Genomic DNA, 17,432 nt, shown 5'->3' with positions numbered 1-17,432 from the left:
AACGTTCCGCAGTCAAACGGGGAAGTTTTCAGGCGTGGCGCGTCTATCGCGGCTGAAAACCATGAGAATACAGGATGAAACCAGGGCCATCCGCTGATCCGCTGCCGGTTTTGCTGGCGGCCAGCAAGATCACGAAGACCTTCGACAAGACACGGGCCCTCGCCGGCGCGGATTTCGAGCTGCGCGAGGGCGAGATCCACGGGCTCTTGGGTGCGAACGGCGCGGGAAAGTCGACACTGTCCAAAGTCATCTCCGGCCACTACATCGCGGACTCCGGTTCCATCCGATATCGCGGGCACGACATTCAGCTTCGCAACACCCGTGACGCCCTGCGTGTCGGCATCGCCATCGTGATGCAGGAGACCAGCCTCGTTCCCGATCTCACCGTGCTCGAGAACATCTTCCTGCCGGAGCTCGGGCGCCCCGGATGGCTTGACTATGGTGCCCTGAAGGAGCGGGGGAGGGCCATTCTCGAAAGTCTTGGCCAGGCTGACGGCCTGCCCTTCGATTGGGAAGTCAGGCGGCTCTCGTCGGCGCAGAAGCAACTCGTCGAGATCGCCAAAGCGCTCGGCGTCGGTGCCAAGCTCATCATTTTCGACGAACCGACGGCATCGCTCAGCCCGGGCGAGGTGGACAGGCTGTTCGATGTCATGTCCCGCCTGCGCGATACCCGCCATGGCCTCGTGTTCGTCTCGCATCGGCTCGAGGAGGTGTTTTCCATCACCGACCGCGTCTCCGTGATGCGCGAAGGCCGGACAGTCATGAATGCCCGTCCGACCGCCGACCTGACCCAGGCGGAACTCATCCGCGCCATGGTCGGGGCCGAACTCGGCGCCATTTACACCGAGCCGCATGCCTTGGGCGAGGGGCAGGGCGGGCCGGTTCTGCTCGAGGTCAGCCATCTCGCGGCCGCGCCCGTCGTGAAGGACGTGTCCTTCTCGGTGCGGGCGGGGGAGATCCTCGGCCTCGGCGGGCTCGTCGGCGCCGGCCGCTCGGAGGCGGTCGAGGCGATCTTCGGCCTGCGGCCCCGCACCGGCGGTGACGTGCGGCTCGCGGGCAAGCCGCTCAAGGGCGACGATCCGCAAGGGGCCATCCGCGCGGGGCTCGGCTTCGTCGCCGAAGACAGGCGGACGCAGAACATCGTGCCCGATCTCAGCGTGAAGGAGAACCTCCTGCTCGCCCATCTCGGCGCGCACCGCGGTTTTCTCTGCGGCTACCAGGGGCGTGAGCGCAAGGTCAAGGAGCTGCTGCAGCGCCTCGGCCTGCCGGAAGACCGGCTGATGGACGCCTCCATGCTGAATTTCTCCGGCGGCATGCAGCAAAAGATCATCATGGCGCGTTGGCTCCTGCTGGAACCGAAGGTGCTGATTCTCGACGAGCCAACCAAGGGCGTCGACATCGGCACGCGCGCCAACATCTACGCGATGCTGCGCGACATCGTCACCGAGGGCGTCGCGGTGGTCGTGGTCTCGTCGGACTTCGAGGAACTGCTTGGCATCAGCGACCGCATCGTCGTGATGAGCGACGGCCGCAGCATCGCGGATCTGCCGAGCGCGATGCTCGACGAGGAGAAGCTGACGCTGCTCGCCGCGCCGCGCACCTCGATGGCGCGCAACACGGCCCTTCTCAACCAGCTCGCCCAAGAGCACGGCGGGGCTGGCTTCTGGGCGCTTATCGAGAAAGACAACCTTATCTGCCTGAATATGGTCGTCACCGATGCCGCGCTCGACCCCGGCTTCAGGGCGGGCGAAGCCCGCGGCCTCGCCGATACGCTGATCCCCCGGGCATTGAGCCAGCGCGAACCCATCTTCGTGGCCGAGGCTGACAAGAGCCGCACTACTCTGCTCGTTCCCATGCAAAGTTCCCGTGGCCATGATCTCGGCTGGGTCGGTCTCTCGCTGTCGCCCCGCATAGCGCTGCCGTCGCCCGAGGCGATCAAGGCCCGCATCGACACGATGGCGGCCACACTGTGACCAGCAAGGAGCCCTCTTCCATGGCATCGATCACCGCTTCGGGGCCGGCGCGCGGTTTCCGCCTCAAAAGCCTGGCGCAGCGGCTTGAAGTGCGCATGCTGGGGCTGGCGCTCGTCATCGGCCTCTGCCTGTCGCTGCTGTCGCCTTACTTCCTTACACAATCGAACATCTTCAACATGCTCGACCAGTCGGTGGTGATCGGCATCGTCGCGGTCGGCATGACCTTCGTGATCCTGACCGGCGGCATCGATCTCTCGGTCGGGTCGGTCGCGGGACTTACGGGCATCATCCTGGGGCTGTCGCTCCAGCAGATGCCGATCGTGCCGGCGATCGCGGTGGCCGTTCTCGCCGGGGGCGGCATTGGGCTCGTCTCCGGGCTGCTCATCAACGTCTTCGGCCTCGCGGCCTTCGTAGTAACGCTCGGCGTCATGGCGATCGGCCGAAGTCTTGCCTATATCCTCTCGGGCCAGACGGCGATCTCCAATATTCCCGATGCAATGCAGAATATCGTTTACACGAATATTCTCGGAATTCCCTCGAACGTCCTTTTTCTGATCGTTCTTTATCTCGTCGCCTGGGCCTATCTCACCTATACCAAGGGTGGCCGTACGATCTATGCGGTGGGGTCGAACAAGGAGGCGGCGCGGGCGGCGGGCCTCAACACGCTGTTCTATTCCGTGCTGCCCTACGTGCTGTCGGGCGCGCTCTCGGCGGTAGCGGTGACATTCTCCATCAGCCAACTCCTGTCCGCCGACCCGCTGATGGGCAATTCCATGGAGCTCGATGCCATCGCCGCCGTCGTCATCGGCGGCGCCAGCCTCTACGGCGGACGCGGCTCGATGATCGGCACGCTCATCGGCGTGTTCATCATGGTGATGATCCGCAACGGCCTCAACCTCATGGGCGTATCGCCCTTCTGGCAGGGCTCGGCCATCGGCACCATCATCATCGTGGCGCTCCTCGTGGAGCGCCTCGTCAGCAGCCGCGCCAGCCGGTAAGAGGGCAAGCCATGACATCCGAGGTGACATCCGCACCTTCGTCTGCCGTCATTCTCTTCGGAACCGAGGAGCCGGTGCCTCCGAAGCGCATCCTCAGGGCAGGCAAGCTCACAGCGGAACTCGACGCCGGCAATCTCCGCCACATCCGTTTCGGCGATGTCGAGATCGTCCGCGCCATCTCTTTCATCGTGCGGGATCACAACTGGGGCACCTACAACCCGGTCATCACCGATCTCGCCATAAACGGCACCGACGCGGGCCTCACGGTCACCTACAAGGCCGTGACCCGGGATGAACGCCAGAGCTTCAGCTATGCCGCCAAGATAACGCTCGATGAGGACGGCACGCTTGCCTTTGCGGCGAGGGGGGAGGCCGATACTGCCTTCCTCACCAATCGTACGGGCTTCGTGGTGCTGCATCCGAGCGCGGCTTCCGGCCTGCCCGTCACCATCGAGCATGCCGATGGTGTCGTCGAGGAAGGGCGCTTTCCCGAGATCATCGACCCCGTCCAGCCGATGATGAACCTGCGTGCGCTGACCCACGAGGCCGTGCCGGGCCTCCGCGTCAGCTGCCGCATGGAGGGCGACGTCTATGAAATGGAGGACCAACGCAACTGGACGGATGCCTCCTACAAGACCTATGTGCGTCCATTGGCCTTGCCATGGCCCTATACGCTCGCGGCAGGCGAGGTGCTGGAACAGGCGGTCCGGCTGAAGGTCTCCGGACAGCCGGCGCAGGCTGCGCCGGCCGATACTGGCATCACCATTGCTATCGGCGAGGCTGCAGGCGTCGTTCCGCCGCTCGGGCTGGGGCTTGATCCCGACGAGCTCGAGGCGACACGGGAAGAGGCAGAAACCCTGGGGCGGATCGGCGTCCGGCATCTCGTCGGCTTCCACGATTCCCGGCGGGGCCATGATCGCGAGACATTGCAGGGTCTGGCGGCAGCGGCCAAGGCGATTGGCGCCGAGCCCTGGCTTGAGGCGGTCATCGCCAGCGTTGACGACTATGAAGAAGAGATCGCCGTGCTGGGCCGCGAGGTGGCGGCGCTCGGCTCGCCTTTCCCCGTGGTGCTCGTTTCGCCCGCGCCGGATCTCAAATGCACCTTGCCCGGCAGCCCCTGGCCGCCAGCGCCGCCGCCGCGAGATTTCTTCGCCGCGGCCCGCAAGGCCTTTCCCGGCGTCAGGCTCGGCGGTGGCATGTTCAGTTATTTCACCGAGTTGAACCGCAAGCGCCCGCCGAGCGACCTGTTGGATCTCGTGAGCTTCACGACGACGGCGATGCTTCATGCCGGCGATGATCACTCCATCACCGAAGGGCTGGAATCCCTGCCTGCCATGGCGCTGTCGGCTGAAGCCATCGCCGCAGGCAAACCCTGGGCCGTGGGGCCGAGCGCCATCGGCATGCGCATGAACCCCTATGGCGAGGCGCCGATGGTCAATCCCGGCAATATCCGGCAGGCCATGAATTTCAACGATCCCCGCCAGCGCGGCCTTCTCGGCGCCGCCTGGACGCTCGGCTTCTTCGCCCGCTTCGCGGCCGGCGGAGCCTCCGCGATCACGTTGGGTGACACCACGGGAGCCTTCGGTGTGCTCCACCGGCGTCATCCCTGGCCGCAGCCGTGGTTCGACGAGCATGGCGGGCTTTTTCCCGTCTTCCACGTTCTCAAGGGGCTCGCCGGCCTTGGCGGTGCCGCGATGCGCCGCGTTGTCCTGTCCGATCCCTCGGCCGTGCAGGGAATCGCGGTGGAGCGTCAAGGCGGCATTGAGCTGTGGCTCGCCAATCTCACCGGTGCCGATCAGGCCGTGCAACTGGCGGGAACCATCGCTGAGAAGGCGGTGCTCGACGCCGGGTCTTTCGTCGCGGCAGCGCGGAATCCCGACGCCCTCGTCATGATGGCGGCCGACGGCGGTTCCACCTGTACGCTTGCCCCCTATGCGGTCGCACGCTTGCGATTGAACTGATCCGCCCTTCCACGTCAAATCTCAGGCGTATTCGCAAGGATTGTCTCATGCATATTCTGATTATCGGTGCCGCCGGCATGGTTGGCCGCAAGCTCACGGACAAGCTCGTCGCCGAGGGGCAGTTGGGTGGGAAAGCAGTTACACAGCTTACGCTGGCCGATGTCGTCGCGCCTGCCGCCCCGGAAGGCTTTCAGGGTAAGGCCGAGACGCTGACGGTCGACCTCTCCGCGCCGGAAACGGCCGTCCGGCTTGCCGCAGCCCGCCCCGACGTGATCTACCATCTCGCGGCGATCGTCTCCGGCGAGGCCGAGGCGGATTTCGACAAGGGCTACCGCATCAATCTCGACGGCACACGCCACTTGTTCGAGGCGATCCGCCAGGAAGGCCTGCGCAAGGAAGGCCTAAGCCAGCCCTACAAGCCGCGTGTCGTCTTCACCTCCTCGATCGCCGTCTTCGGCGCGCCCTTCCCGGACAAGATCGGCGACGAGTTCTTCACGGCGCCGCTGACGAGCTACGGCACGCAGAAAGCCATCGGCGAACTGCTGCTGTCGGATTATTCGCGGCGTGGGTTCTTCGACGGCATCGGCATCCGGCTGCCGACCATCTGCATCCGCCCCGGCAAGCCGAACAAGGCGGCCTCCGGCTTCTTCTCCAACATCCTGCGCGAGCCCCTGGTGGGGCAGGATGCCGTGCTGCCGGTGTCGCCGGATGTCCGCCACTGGTTCGCCAGCCCCCGAGCGGCGGTGGGCTTCCTCACCCATGCCGCAACGCTCGATCTCGCCCGCCTCGGCTGGCGTCGCAACCTCAATATGCCCGGGCTCTCGGCGACCGTCGGCGAGGAGATCGAGGCCCTGCGCCGCGTTGCCGGCGAGAAGGCGGTGAAGCTGATCCGCAGCGAGCCCGATGAGACGATCATCCGCATCGTCGACGGCTGGGCGCAGGATTTCGAGGCGAGGCGCGCGCTCGAGCTCGGCTTCAAGGCGGATGCCACTTTCGATGATATCATCCGCACCCATGTCGAGGACGAACTCGGCGGACGGATCGGGGGTTGATGATGCTGCTCGGCGCAATCGCGGACGATTTCACCGGCGCGAGCGACCTTGCCAATACGCTGGCCCGCAACGGCATGGCGACGACGCTGTTCGTCGGCGTGCCGGATGGTGATGTCGCAGCCGCGGAAGCCGGTGTCGTCGCCCTGAAGACACGCTCCATCGCGCCCCCGGAAGCTGTCCGCCAGTCGCTTGGTGCGTTGACTTGGCTCCAGTCCCAGGGCGCCGGGCAGATCCTCTTTAAATATTGCTCGACCTTCGATTCGACGCCGGAGGGCAACATCGGGCCGGTGGCGGAGGCCCTGAGCGCGGCGCTCGGCGCTGGCGTCGCCGTGGTCTGCCCCGTCTTTCCCGCAACGGGGCGCACGCTCTACCAGGGACATCTCTTCGTTGGCGACCGCCTGCTCAGCGAATCCGGCATGGAGAAGCACCCGCTCACGCCGATGACCGATCCGGATATCCGGCGCTGGCTCAGGCGCCAGACCCGGGGCGAGGTCGGGCTCGTGCCCTATGCGATCGTGCGGCAAGGCGCGGGAGCCATTCGCGCGGCGCTGGCGGAGATCGACAAGACAGCCAAGCTCGCCGTCGTCGATGCCGTCACGGACGATGACCTCAAAGCGATCGGCGCCGCGATCGCCGATGCCAGACTGATCACGGGCGGCTCCGGCATCGCCATCGGCCTGCCTGACAACTTCCGCAAGGCCGGCAAGCTTGGGACAGCCGGCACGGCGTTCAGCGGCATCGCGAGCCCGGGTGTGGCGCTTTCAGGCTCTTGCTCGAGAGCCTCGCTGGCGCAGCTTGCGCGGCATCTGGAAGGCCATCCCGGCTTCGCGCTCCCGCCGGACGCTGTTATGGCGGGGGAGGTCACCGTGGCAGCCGCGCGGGATTTCGTGCTGACTCATGCCGATGCAGCGCCGATCGTCTATTCCAGCGCCGAGCCGGAGGCCGTGCAGGCTGCGCAGGAGCGGTTCGGGCGCGAGGCGGTGGCGGGGGCGATCGAGAATTTCTTCGGAAGCCTCGCCGCGGAGCTCGTCGCGGCCGGCGTCACGCGGATTGCCGTCGGCGGCGGAGAGACCTCGGGCGCCGTCGTCGCGGCGCTCGGCCTCCAGCAACTCGCCATCGGGCCGGAGATCGACCCCGGCGTGCCGGCGCTCGCCGGCGAGGCAGGGGAGAAGCCCATCCGCCTTGCCTTGAAGAGCGGCAACTTCGGCGCCATCGATTTCTATGCCAAGGCACTCGCTGTCATGGGAGTGTCGCGATGAGCGGGCTTGAGGCGGAAGCTGATCTCCGGAAGCGGATCGTCCTGTGGGGGCGCTCGCTGTTCGAGCGCGGCTTCACCGTGGGGTCCTCCGGCAATATCTCGGTCAAGCTCGAAGACGGCTTCCTTGTTACGCCGACCAATTCCTGCTTCGGCTTTCTCGATGCGGAGCGCATTTCCAGGCTCGATACCGGCTGGCGGCACGTTGGGGGCGACGCACCGACCAAGGAACTGCCGCTGCATCGGGCCTTCTACGAGGCGCGGCCGGCGGCAGGCGCGGTGGTGCATCTGCATTCGACCTATGCCACGGCACTCTCCTGCCTCGCTGATATCGACCCAGAGGACGCGGTCACGCCGATCACGCCCTATGTGGTGATGCGCGTGGGGCGCGTGCCGGTGCTGCCCTATACCCCGCCGGGCTCGCCCGATGTGGCGCCGCTGGTCGCCGCGCGCGCCGCGGAGCACGCAGCGGTGCTTCTCGCCAACCACGGGCCGGTGGTGGCGGGCGCGTCGCTGGACAGCGCCGTCTTCGCCGCGGAGGAGCTGGAGGAGACGGCGAGGCTCCTCATCGTCACCCGCGGGCTCGCGGTGCGGAGCCTTGATCAGAGCCAGATCGATCAGTTGAACGCGAGGTTCGCCCTGAAATGACGATGCTGCGTTATTCCGCCAACCTCGGCTTTCTCTGGCCCGACCGTCCGCTCCTGGAGCGCATTGACGCCGCGGCGCGGGCCGGCTTCAAGGCGATCGAGCTGCACTGGCCGTATGACACGCCCGCTGCGGAGGTGAGGGCGCGCTGCGAACGTCATGGATTAAAGCTGCTCGGCATCAACACTGTGCGTGGTAACCTGGCAATCGGAGAAAACGGCCTCGGCGCCCTCGCGGGCCGCGAGGCCGAGTTCCAGGCCGCCGTCGACCAGTCCATTGCCTATTGCCTGGAGGCGGGTGGCACGGCCATCCATTGCATGGCGGGCTTCGTCGCGCCGGAAATGCGGGCGGCGGCGGCCGCCGTCTTCGTGAAGAACCTGCGCGAGGCCTCCGACAAGGCCGCTCCGCATGGCCTGACGCTGCTTCTCGAGGCGCTGAACCCCTATGACGCGCCTGGCTATTTCTATGCGACGCAGGCCGAGGCCGCGTGTATCCGGGAAGAGGCCGGCCGGCCGAACATCAAGCTGATGTTCGACGTCTACCACGTCGGCGCGGCCGAGGGAGACGTGCTGCGCAAGCTCACCCGCTACCTGCCCGTGATCGGCCATGTGCAGATCGCCGCCGTGCCGAGCCGCGCCGAGCCCGACGAGGGCGAGATCAACTATCGCGCGGTTCTCGATCACCTCGCCAGCATCGGCTATGACGGCTGGGTGGGGCTGGAATACAAGCCCCGCGCCGACACGGACGAGGGCATGGGATGGGTGAAAGCACTGGGTGTAAGCCTGTGACCGATGTCATGAAACCGCTGGTTGGCCGCGTCGCCGTTGTGACCGGCGGCGCAAGCGGCATCGGTTTCGCGACGGCCAAAGCATTGGCGGAAGCCGGTGCGAGAGTCGCTGTGCTTGATCGCGCCACTGTCAGTGCCGACCTGCTCGCGAGCCTCGGCACCGGTGCGCATTGCGCGGTCGAGGCTGACATCGCTGATGAAGGGCAGGTCGACCGGGCCTTCGCGGAGGTAGTCGCACAGGCCGGACGCATCGACATCCTGGTCAACAGCGCCGGTCTTGCGATCCGCCAGCCCGCCGTCGAGCACACGGTTGCCGATTGGGACAAGGTGGTGGCCGTCAACATGACGGGCACCTTCCTGTGCGCGCGGGCGGCGGCGCGTCACATGATCGGGGCGGGCATCGCCGGCGCCGTCATCAATGTCTCGTCGATCATGGGATTTTCCGGCGGCGGGCTCTATCCCAATATCTCCTACCAGACCACCAAGGGTGCCATCGTCAACATGACGCGTGCGCTGGCGGTGGAATGGGCGCCTCACGGTATCCGCGTGAACGCGGTCGCACCCACCTATGTGAACACACCCTTCATCGCGCCGCTCGTCGCGCAGCCCGAGCTCGTGGCGCGTATCGAGGCCATGACCCCGCTCAAACGTCTGGCGGAGCCTGAGGACGTCGCCGCAGCAATCGTTTTCCTTGCGGGACCGGGCGCGGCGATGATCACCGGCCATACGCTTCCCGTCGATGGCGGCTTCCTCGCCCAGTAAGGCGCAGCCCGCATTGTCCTGAGCGGACAACGTTTCTGTACAATTGCATTAGAATATTTAGAACGTAGTTCCGCGATACAGGTATAGATCCCACATTTTGTTGGTCATCTGGAATTCTGCTTTGCCGCCGCTGGGTGCGGGCGATCGTACATCGCATTCGCCACCAGACGCCAAGTTCAGGAGTTTGTCGTTCGTAACCTTAAAGCCGAGGCTGTTTTTCCCGCGGGCCTCCGCTGGAAACCATTTGATATCGAGCGTTCAAGGTAAAATTTTTGAATTTTCTAAATTAAGAGGAAAAGTAAAATAATTAAAAAGAAGAACGATTCAAAAGTAAATAGTTGGCATATAACGGATATTTTTCTTGAAGAATCGATGAATGCTTGATTAATGCTCGCCAGATAAGATTCGAATTGGCTGGGCATCATGGGCACAACGTCTCGTCTTCTCACCAGCGTTAGCGCGCTGGTGATTGTTCTTGCGGCAACGAGCGCGAATGCGCAGCAGGCACAACCTACGTCGAGGGATGCGCGCAGTGCGCAGGCCGGCGCGGCGGCGCCGGTGCAGGAGGCCGCTGATGAGGTGAGCGCAAATGGTGATTTCATCGCCGCGCCCGGCACGATCGAACTCGACGCCATTTCCATCACAGCCACGCGCCAGCCAACCAATGTCCTCGACGTGCCAGGCACGGTGACCGTGACGACCAGGCAGCAGCTGGACCAGACCATGACGCGCGACAACATGGATCTGGCACGTTACCAACCCGGTATTACTGTCGATCGCCAGACTTCAGGAACGGATCCGTTCGGTAATCTCGGCGGCTTCACGATCCGCGGCGTTGGTGGAAACCGCGTGCAGATGCAAGTCGACGGCACCCGTATTCAGGAGCGTATCACTGATGGCAACCGCAACTTCGTCGATTTCCCGGGCCTGAAGGCCGTCGAGATCGTGCGCGGCCCGGGCTCCGTGCTCTGGGGCGCGGACGCCCTGGGCGGTATCGTCGCCTATCGCACGCTCGACCCGGATGATCTTCTCAAGGGCAAGGACAAGCCTTACGCCGGTCGTATTCAGGCCACTTACGACAGCTTCAACAAGTCCTTCTCGAAGACCGCGATGGCGGCCTTCCAGCTGACTCCCACACTGCAGGGTCTCATCCTCGTCAACCAGAACACCTTTAACGAGGGTAAGCTGAGCAAGGCCCGCGCGGATGGCGGCATCTGGGGCTGCCCGCGCGTCCCCATGGCCATCCGCTGCGACACTCTCAACCCGCTTGACGGAACCACATGGAACATGTTGACGAAACTGGTGTTTCGTCCCTCGTCCGACCATGAGTTCAAATTGACTGGTGAGCTCTACGAGAGCTCGAATAATATCCGTCAGATGTACGACTACGGGCTGCAGTCTAACGGAGCCTTCAACGGGCTTTATCCCCGCCTACAGGACCAAACCCGCAAGCGCGTTTCGTTATCGCATGACTGGAACGTTGGGGTAAACTTCCTAGACAACCTGCATTGGCAGTTGTCCTATTCGCCGCAGAGCCGCGATGTTCACAGCGAGCGCCTCCAGACGCTGGCAACAAGGCAGAATCAGATCTCTGTTGATAACCTTGGGTATTCAGAGGAATTCTGGCAGGCTGATCTTCAGCTCACATCGAAGTTCAACATCGGCGCGAGCAGCCATACGCTGACGTATGGTTTCCAGGGGGATTACACCCGCGCTGATTACTATCGCGATAGCCTCGTCAGAAATCTCACGACGGGGCGGACGACGTATACGCGAAGCGCCGCCTTCACGAATGCTGATACGACACGCGCTGACTTCTATATGCAGGATGAAATCAGGCTCTTCGGCGACCGGCTGATGATCACGCCCGGTGTCCGCTGGGCCAACTATTCAATCGACCCGCAGGCGAATGCCTTTTATGTCCCGGCGGATGGAATAACGCCGAAGAAGGCGGACTCCAGCAAGCTCATTCCGCAGATCGGGGCCATCTTCAAGCTCACGGATGTCTACTCCGTCTACGCGCGGTACGCGGAAGGCTTCAAGATGCCTACGGCGCAGCAGCTTTATACGTCCTCGCCAGGCGTCTCCTTCAACCTTATTCCGAACCCCAACCTGCAACCGGAAAGCGTCAAGTCCTATGAGGCCGGCTTCCGTGGCCAATTCGATCGCGCGTGGTTCTCGATCGGTGGCTTCTATGCTGACTACAAGGACTTCATCCAGAATTTCTACAATCCCCCGGGCACGAACGACTACACCTATCGCAATCTGTCTGCGGTCAAGATCTGGGGTATCGAGGCTTTTGGCGAGTGGCAGTTCCATGACAACTGGGCGGTGAACGCCTCCGCGTCCTATCAATACGGCGACCAGCGCTACCAGGCGGGCGATCCGATGGTGCCCTATGATGGGGCCACGCCGTTCAATGGAACAGTGGGCCTGAAGTGGATGCGACCTGACTGGGGGTTGCAGGCTGAAGTCATCAGCACGTTCGGCCAGGGCGTGAACCGTGCGAGCTCCAATGATCTCTATCGTCCGTCCAGCTATATGGTGTTTGACAGCTATGTAAACTGGAAGCCGACGGAAATGGTCACGCTGCGCGCTGGCGTCCTCAATATCTTCGACCAGCGTTATTTCAAGGGACCGTTTGGTTATACTTTCTCGCGCAATCCAGCGGACAGCGTGAAGGTCACCAACCCCCTGGAGCTGCAAACCGCGCCGGGCCGCACCTTCAAGCTCAGCGCCCAGGTCGATTTCTAAGAGAGATAGGCTTTTTGACATGACGACTGAAACTCCCGTCCGCGCCGAACTCAGCCGAGATGCGGCGGCCGTGCTCCATTGCCTCCCGCAGATGGGCAGCGTGATGCTGACCGCACGCCACGGCGGGGCAACGCACGAACGTATTGGCCCTGTCGAATCGGTCGGGGCAGAGGATGGCATTGTCCGTTGCCGCGGTGCGGCGCATGACTCTCGCATCGATGTCGCCGCGGTCGCGTCCGTGGTGGTCGACCGGACGGGACGCATGAAGGACATGGTCCTGCCACGGCTCGACTTCCAGAATGCTGATGGCGAGGTGCTTTTCAGCATCATCGGCATGGCGGGCCTTGATCCCTTCGACACGGGTCTTGCGCCGCTCGGCGGCGGTACGCCCCTTCCGGAAGTGGAGAAGCCAGCCCGCGAGCCGGCAACCTTCGAGGAGGGCGATCCCGGCATGCTCGCCTTCGAGGCTGCTCGTGAGGGTGGGGAGCCGATCTCCATCACGCTCGCGCGTCCCGGCATCGTGCAGAGTTGGCAAGGCGTTGTGGCAGCGGTGAAGCCCGGCATGGGCTTCATCAATGTGATGCAGCCTGATTTCCATCTGCATCTGCGCGGCGGTTCGGTCGCAGGATGGCGCCGTCGTAACGAAAGCGACGCGATCGTGTTGGAGGCGGAGAATGCCGGGGGCGAGCTGATCGGTCTCAGCGTGCGTGGTCCGGCAGCCGTCTTTTCCAAGTTCTGAGCATGGGGTTGACGGCGATGACGACCTCCGAGGCAAAGGTTGTTTCCCACCCGCGGGGGACATGGCTCGATCCGGCGACGGGGAGCCTAGTGGATCAGCGGCCGGTTCTGCAGAAGGCCGCCTTCCGGCGTGCGGTGCTGCTCGGCGAGACACATGATGTCGCAGAGATTCATCGCTGGCAGCTCCACGTCATCGCCTTTCTGCATGTACTCAATCCGGCCATGGCGGTCGGGTTCGAGATGTTTCCACGTCGTCTCCAGCCGGTGCTTGACGCCTGGGTGGATGGTGAAATGGACACAGAGACCTTTCTGGTCCGGTCGGAATGGAACGATGTCTGGGGTTTCGATGCCGCGTTGTACCTGCCGATCTTCCATTTCTGCCGCCAGCAGAAAGTCCCCATGCTCGCCTTGAACTGTTATCGCCCGCTCGTGACGCGGGTCGGCAAGGAAGGCTGGGACGCTATCTCCGAGAGTGAGCGCGACGGGTTGACGCCTTCGGCCCCCGCGACCTCCGCTTATCGGCAGTATCTCTTCAATCTCGTGGGACGCGGGCGCGCGAGCGGTCCGGGTGGCTTGGCGCAGAGCGCCGACGATCCCGCTTTCGACCGTTTCGTCCGCGCTCAGCAGACATGGGACCGCGCCTTTGCTTGCAACATTGCGCGAGCTCTTGACGAGCGGCCGATTTCGCTCGTGGTTGGAATCATCGGGCGAGGCCATCTCGAATATGGACATGGCACGCCCTATCAACTGCGTGACCTCGGCATCACCGACGTGTCAGTGCTATTGCCGAGTGAAGCGGACACCCAGGATGCCGGCACCATTGTCGGGATAGCGGACGCCATCTTCCGCTTGGATCGGCCCGAGCCGCCTAGTTCATGGCGCGCCAAGCGCCCGGCGGGCCCGCAGTCTCCCGCAGAGGGCGCTCGATCGTGATCCGCCTTTTCCGCCAGATGGCATGGCTGGTCGGCCTTGCCGTCAAGGGCCCTGGCGGCAAGGTCGGCCTTTTCTTTTTTGTCTGCGTTTTCTTGCTGAACATCGTTTCGATTCAGATCAATCTGAAGTTGATCGCTTGGAATGCGGTCTTTTATGACGCCTTACAGAAGCTCGATAGCGGCGAAGCGGTTCGTCAAGTTGGCGTCTTCTTCTTGATCATCGGCTCGAGCGCAACCGTATTTTTGGCTGCAAGCTACCTCCGCAAGATCGTTCAGATACGCTGGCGTCGTGCTTTGACCTCAGCGTCACTAGACCGCTGGCTGTCGCATAAGAGCTACTGGCACCTTGCCGGGGATCGAAGAATCGACAACCCCGACCAGCGTATCGCTGATGACTGCCGGATCTTTGTTGAGAGGTTTACCCAGGAAGGTCTTGATGTCGCCGGCAATATCATTGCGCTGTTCTCGTATGTCAGCTTGCTCTGGGCGCTAAGCACGTTTCCTCTCGCTTTCATAATAGCGGGGCTATCCATCGAAATTCCCCGCTATATGGTGTGGGCTGCCCCCATCTACGTCGCTGTCGGTAGTTTAATTACCCATCTTCTGGGCCGCCCGCTCAAGAGGCTGAGTTTTGAGCAACAGAAGCGTGAGGCCGACTTCCGCTTCTCTCTGGCGCGCATGCGTGAAGCCTATGATGAAGTGGCGCTCGCCGGTGGAGAGGCCGCTGAGAGGCGCCATTTCGACGGCCGTTTTGGCCGGATCATCGATAACTGGCGGCGTCTCATCGGGCGAGAGCTGATCCTCGGCTTTTTCGTTCGTCCCTATATGTCGACGGTGCTGCGCATTCCGCTTTTCCTCGCTCTGCCGGCTTTTCTGGCGGGAAAGCTGACGCTCGGCGGCTTGATGCAAATCGCCAATGCGTTCTCCAATGTGGTGACGACACTGTCGTGGTTCATTTTTTCCTATAAAGATCTAGCGGAGCTCGCCGCGACGAGCTCACGTCTCAGCAATTTCCTGCAAATCGCAGAGGAGCACGCCGCGCGACGCTCCGGCTTCGAGCATGTGCGCGACGCGGGGGACACTGTAAGCCTGCGCGAGGTTATCGTGCGCGATCCGGAAGGGCGGGCATTGGTCCAGCTGCCGGATATCCGCATTGCGCGGGGAGAATGCATCTGGTTGAGCGGCGCCTCGGGCGCTGGCAAAAGCACGCTTCTCAAGACCATAGCGGGGCTCTGGCCTCACGGGGCGGGGCAGATAGCGACGCCCATCGACCCGCCCTTTTTCTTGCCGCAGAAGCCCTATCTGCCGCTCGACGATCTCGCCGCGGCAGCAGTCTATCCCCACGATCCGCGTGATTTCCCACCGGGATGGATCGAGAACGTGCTCGCCAAAGTCGGCCTGACCCACCGGCTCGCCGCCCTACGCAACGCCGCGGAAGGAGGGGTAGGGGACAAGCCGCAGGGCCTGTCCGGCGGGGAGATGCAACGCTTGATGATTGCCCGGCTGCTCGCAATCCGGCCGAACTGGGCGTTCTTGGACGAGCCCACCAGTGCGCTGGACGCACAGGCCGAGCGCGATCTCTTCACTTTGCTTCGCGAGATGTTGCCGCTAACGACCTTTGTTGTTGTGGCGCATCGCGAACCTGCCGGGCTCGGGCCGCTGCGGCGTGTGAATATCGCGCCTGGCAGTCGGGAGGCCGGCGCTCCTTCGCCGGCCATGGCCCTGAAGACGGCCTGATCCCTTTCGATACCTAGCCTCTCGCGTCAGGCTGAATGATGTGGAGGAGGCAAACAGCCTTGCAGCTCAGCCCGCTCCCTCGGCTTGCAACGCGAGGGGTATGCTCGCCATCTCGCCCTTACCCACTTGAGAGCCGAGGGGCGCGATATGATCGTCGAGCTGATCTGTGGTTAGGGACGCACTTTCGCGCAGCAGCATGACGCAGCCGGCGCTGACAACCGCGACGGCGACGACATAGCTCTGCACGGCGGTGATGCCGCCGACCGCGTTGAGCTGAACGGCGATCATGGGCGCCATGCCCCCGCCAAGAATAGACCCGAGTTGCTGGCCCACTCCGGCGCCCGTGTAACGAACCCGGGTGTCGAACTGCTCGAGCATGAAAGCCCCGAGCGGCCCATAGGCAGAGGTCATGAATGTGCCGATGGCGATCGCCGTGATGAAGGCAACAGGCGTGCCCAGGTCGATGAGCCAAAACATCGGCCAGATCCAGAGCATCCAGCCGAAATAGAAAGGCAGGATGACACGCTTGCGGCCGATGGTGTCGGAGAGCCAGGAAAAGGCTACGACGCCGACCGCAAGGGTCAGACCACCGACAATCTGCGCGATGAGGGCGATCTGCGTCGTGTCGCCGAGGGAAGGCAGTGCTTGCGCGTGCGCGAGCGTGTAGGTCGTCACGATGAAGAAGACAGTGTTGTTCAGGACATAGGCGCCAGCGACCAGGAACAGCGGACGCTTGTAGCGCAGCATGACGGTCACAAGAGGCAGCTGCTCGATGCGCCCTTCGCTCTGCGCTTTCTCGAAGGCCGGCGTCTCGTGCAGGGTGTGGCGGATAACCCATCCGACGGCGACGAGCACAAGACTGAGCAGGAAGGGAATGCGCCAGCCCCAGTCGGCAAATTGGTCCGCGCTCATCATGCCGCGGACCCCAAGGAATACGCCGTTTGCCAGGAGCAGCCCGGCGGGGCTGCCGAATTGGGCCCAGCTGACGTAAAGGCCGCGCCGCTTGTGTGGCGCATATTCGGCGGTCATGAGTGCGGCGCCGCCCCATTCCCCACCGATGCCGAGGCCCTGTATGAAGCGTAGCGCCACGAGGGCGAGCGGCGCGGCAACGCCAATGCTGTCGTAGTTGGGGAGCAGACCAACAGCGAAGGTGCCGATGGCCATCAGCATCAATGAAATGACCAGTGCATTCTTTCGACCCACCCGGTCGCCATAGTGTCCGAAGAGCGCGGCGCCGATCGGCCGTGCAATGAACCCCACGCCGAATGTGGCGAAAGCGGCAAGCATTGCTGATGTATCGGACATGCCGGGGAAGAATTGCGGGCCTAGGACCAAGGCCGCCGCTATTCCGTAGATGTAGAAATCGTACCACTCGATCGCGGTGCCGACGAGGCTGGCCAGAACGACATGGGTCGGCCTGGATTGAGGCGCAAGCGCTACAGCCATATATCCCTCTTTCATCGGTTGATGCGCGTTCCAGATCAAGCAAGAGGGCAGGTGTCCTCAAGCCGCACACGAGTCATGAGCGGCGGGCGCGCCTCCTGCGGGTCTATTGCGCTGCATTATTGCGAGGTTCGCGCGCATACTTGTCCACTGCGGGCGCCCTGTTGGCGCGATGCAGTACGCGCCGCGCCGCTATGGCGCGTTGCATTCTGTGCCGTTCGCCGTGCAGCAATTGTCGAATGTACAGAGAAAATATGTAAAGGCAGATGTAGAGATGGGTGCCGAGAAAGTCCTAACTGCGGAATTGCCCTGTATCTTGTCGTTTGAGCGCATCCGTCGTCACGTGCGTACGCGCCAGGGGGGCAGATTTGATGATATACCCGCGATTTACATCT

General features: G+C 63.3%; 13 protein-coding genes. 12 read left to right on the top strand and 1 reads right to left on the bottom strand.

Annotated elements, in window-relative coordinates:
• The first annotated feature begins 74 nt into the window (after positions 1–74).
• The 12 genes from KIO76_RS04045 to KIO76_RS03990 all read left to right on the top strand — a co-directional run bounded on the left by KIO76_RS04045 (position 75) and on the right by KIO76_RS03990 (position 15,594).
• Positions 75–1,973 carry a sugar ABC transporter ATP-binding protein gene (locus KIO76_RS04045; protein WP_213321582.1) on the top strand — a complete coding sequence of 633 codons (1,899 nt, stop codon included), beginning with the start codon at positions 75–77 and terminating at the stop codon, positions 1,971–1,973.
• Between the two features lie 20 nt (positions 1,974–1,993).
• Positions 1,994–2,971, top strand: coding sequence for an ABC transporter permease (locus KIO76_RS04040; RefSeq protein ID WP_213321581.1), 978 nt, complete (start codon positions 1,994–1,996; stop codon positions 2,969–2,971).
• Positions 2,972–2,982: 11 nt separating this feature from the next.
• Positions 2,983–4,932 (top strand): D-apionate lactonase family protein, encoded by a 1,950-nt coding sequence (locus tag KIO76_RS04035; protein ID WP_213321580.1) that lies wholly within the window; start codon positions 2,983–2,985, stop codon positions 4,930–4,932.
• Between the two features lie 47 nt (positions 4,933–4,979).
• Positions 4,980–5,984, top strand: a complete 1,005-nt coding sequence (denD, locus tag KIO76_RS04030) for a D-erythronate dehydrogenase (RefSeq protein WP_213321579.1) — start codon at positions 4,980–4,982, stop codon at positions 5,982–5,984.
• A 2-nt stretch (positions 5,985–5,986) separates the two neighbouring features.
• Positions 5,987–7,243 carry a 3-oxo-tetronate kinase gene (otnK, locus tag KIO76_RS04025; protein WP_213325002.1) on the top strand — a complete coding sequence of 419 codons (1,257 nt, stop codon included), beginning with the start codon at positions 5,987–5,989 and terminating at the stop codon, positions 7,241–7,243.
• Positions 7,240–7,887, top strand: a complete 648-nt coding sequence (gene otnC / locus KIO76_RS04020; protein ID WP_213321578.1) for a 3-oxo-tetronate 4-phosphate decarboxylase — start codon at positions 7,240–7,242, stop codon at positions 7,885–7,887. The genes otnK and otnC overlap by 4 nt, the downstream gene beginning before the upstream one ends.
• A gap of 2 nt (positions 7,888–7,889) precedes the next feature.
• Positions 7,890–8,672, top strand: a complete 783-nt coding sequence (locus KIO76_RS04015) for a hydroxypyruvate isomerase family protein (RefSeq protein WP_213321577.1) — start codon at positions 7,890–7,892, stop codon at positions 8,670–8,672.
• Complete coding sequence (locus tag KIO76_RS04010) at positions 8,642–9,433, top strand: SDR family NAD(P)-dependent oxidoreductase (RefSeq protein ID WP_249729478.1); 792 nt, start codon at positions 8,642–8,644, stop codon at positions 9,431–9,433. Before KIO76_RS04015 ends, KIO76_RS04010 begins: the two co-directional genes overlap by 31 nt.
• A 423-nt stretch (positions 9,434–9,856) precedes the next feature.
• On the top strand, positions 9,857–12,187 hold the full coding sequence (locus KIO76_RS04005) for a TonB-dependent hemoglobin/transferrin/lactoferrin family receptor (RefSeq protein ID WP_213321576.1): 2,331 nt from the start codon (positions 9,857–9,859) through the stop codon (positions 12,185–12,187).
• Positions 12,188–12,206: 19 nt separating this feature from the next.
• Positions 12,207–12,926: a ChuX/HutX family heme-like substrate-binding protein gene (locus KIO76_RS04000; protein WP_213321575.1), complete on the top strand. Its 720-nt coding sequence runs from the start codon at positions 12,207–12,209 to the stop codon at positions 12,924–12,926.
• Positions 12,927–12,943: 17 nt separating this feature from the next.
• Positions 12,944–13,858 (top strand): ChaN family lipoprotein, encoded by a 915-nt coding sequence (locus KIO76_RS03995; protein WP_213321574.1) that lies wholly within the window; start codon positions 12,944–12,946, stop codon positions 13,856–13,858.
• Entirely contained in the window at positions 13,855–15,594 is a 1,740-nt protein-coding gene (locus KIO76_RS03990; protein ID WP_213321573.1) for an ABC transporter ATP-binding protein/permease, read from the top strand. Before KIO76_RS03995 ends, KIO76_RS03990 begins: the two co-directional genes overlap by 4 nt.
• Positions 15,595–15,660: 66 nt before the next feature.
• Here KIO76_RS03990 and KIO76_RS03985 read toward each other — a convergent pair whose 3' ends face one another.
• Positions 15,661–17,040: an MFS transporter gene (locus tag KIO76_RS03985; RefSeq protein ID WP_213321572.1), complete on the bottom strand. Its 1,380-nt coding sequence runs from the start codon at positions 17,038–17,040 to the stop codon at positions 15,661–15,663.
• Between the last annotated feature and the right edge of the window lie 392 nt (positions 17,041–17,432).

It is taken from the genome of Chelatococcus sp. YT9, from assembly GCF_018398315.1.
In the GTDB taxonomy this organism is placed as follows: domain Bacteria; phylum Pseudomonadota; class Alphaproteobacteria; order Rhizobiales; family Beijerinckiaceae; genus Chelatococcus.
The sequence above is the reverse complement of the archived record's forward strand: the minus strand, read 5'-3'. Positions and strand labels throughout refer to the sequence as shown.

Excerpts from the sequence above, each read along its gene's own strand:
- KIO76_RS04045 (WP_213321582.1), top strand. The coding sequence starts at position 75 with ATGAAACCAGGGCCATCCGCTGATCCGCTGCCGGTTTTGCTGGCGGCC.
- KIO76_RS04040 (WP_213321581.1), top strand. The coding sequence starts at position 1,994 with ATGGCATCGATCACCGCTTCGGGGCCGGCGCGCGGTTTCCGCCTCAAA.
- KIO76_RS04035 (WP_213321580.1), top strand. The coding sequence starts at position 2,983 with ATGACATCCGAGGTGACATCCGCACCTTCGTCTGCCGTCATTCTCTTC.
- denD (WP_213321579.1), top strand. The coding sequence starts at position 4,980 with ATGCATATTCTGATTATCGGTGCCGCCGGCATGGTTGGCCGCAAGCTC.
- otnK (WP_213325002.1), top strand. The coding sequence starts at position 5,987 with ATGCTGCTCGGCGCAATCGCGGACGATTTCACCGGCGCGAGCGACCTT.
- otnC (WP_213321578.1), top strand. The coding sequence starts at position 7,240 with ATGAGCGGGCTTGAGGCGGAAGCTGATCTCCGGAAGCGGATCGTCCTG.
- KIO76_RS04015 (WP_213321577.1), top strand. The coding sequence starts at position 7,890 with ATGCTGCGTTATTCCGCCAACCTCGGCTTTCTCTGGCCCGACCGTCCG.
- KIO76_RS04010 (WP_249729478.1), top strand. The coding sequence starts at position 8,642 with ATGGGTGAAAGCACTGGGTGTAAGCCTGTGACCGATGTCATGAAACCG.
- KIO76_RS04005 (WP_213321576.1), top strand. The coding sequence starts at position 9,857 with ATGGGCACAACGTCTCGTCTTCTCACCAGCGTTAGCGCGCTGGTGATT.
- KIO76_RS04000 (WP_213321575.1), top strand. The coding sequence starts at position 12,207 with ATGACGACTGAAACTCCCGTCCGCGCCGAACTCAGCCGAGATGCGGCG.
- KIO76_RS03995 (WP_213321574.1), top strand. The coding sequence starts at position 12,944 with ATGACGACCTCCGAGGCAAAGGTTGTTTCCCACCCGCGGGGGACATGG.
- KIO76_RS03985 (WP_213321572.1), bottom strand. The coding sequence starts at position 17,040 with ATGGCTGTAGCGCTTGCGCCTCAATCCAGGCCGACCCATGTCGTTCTG.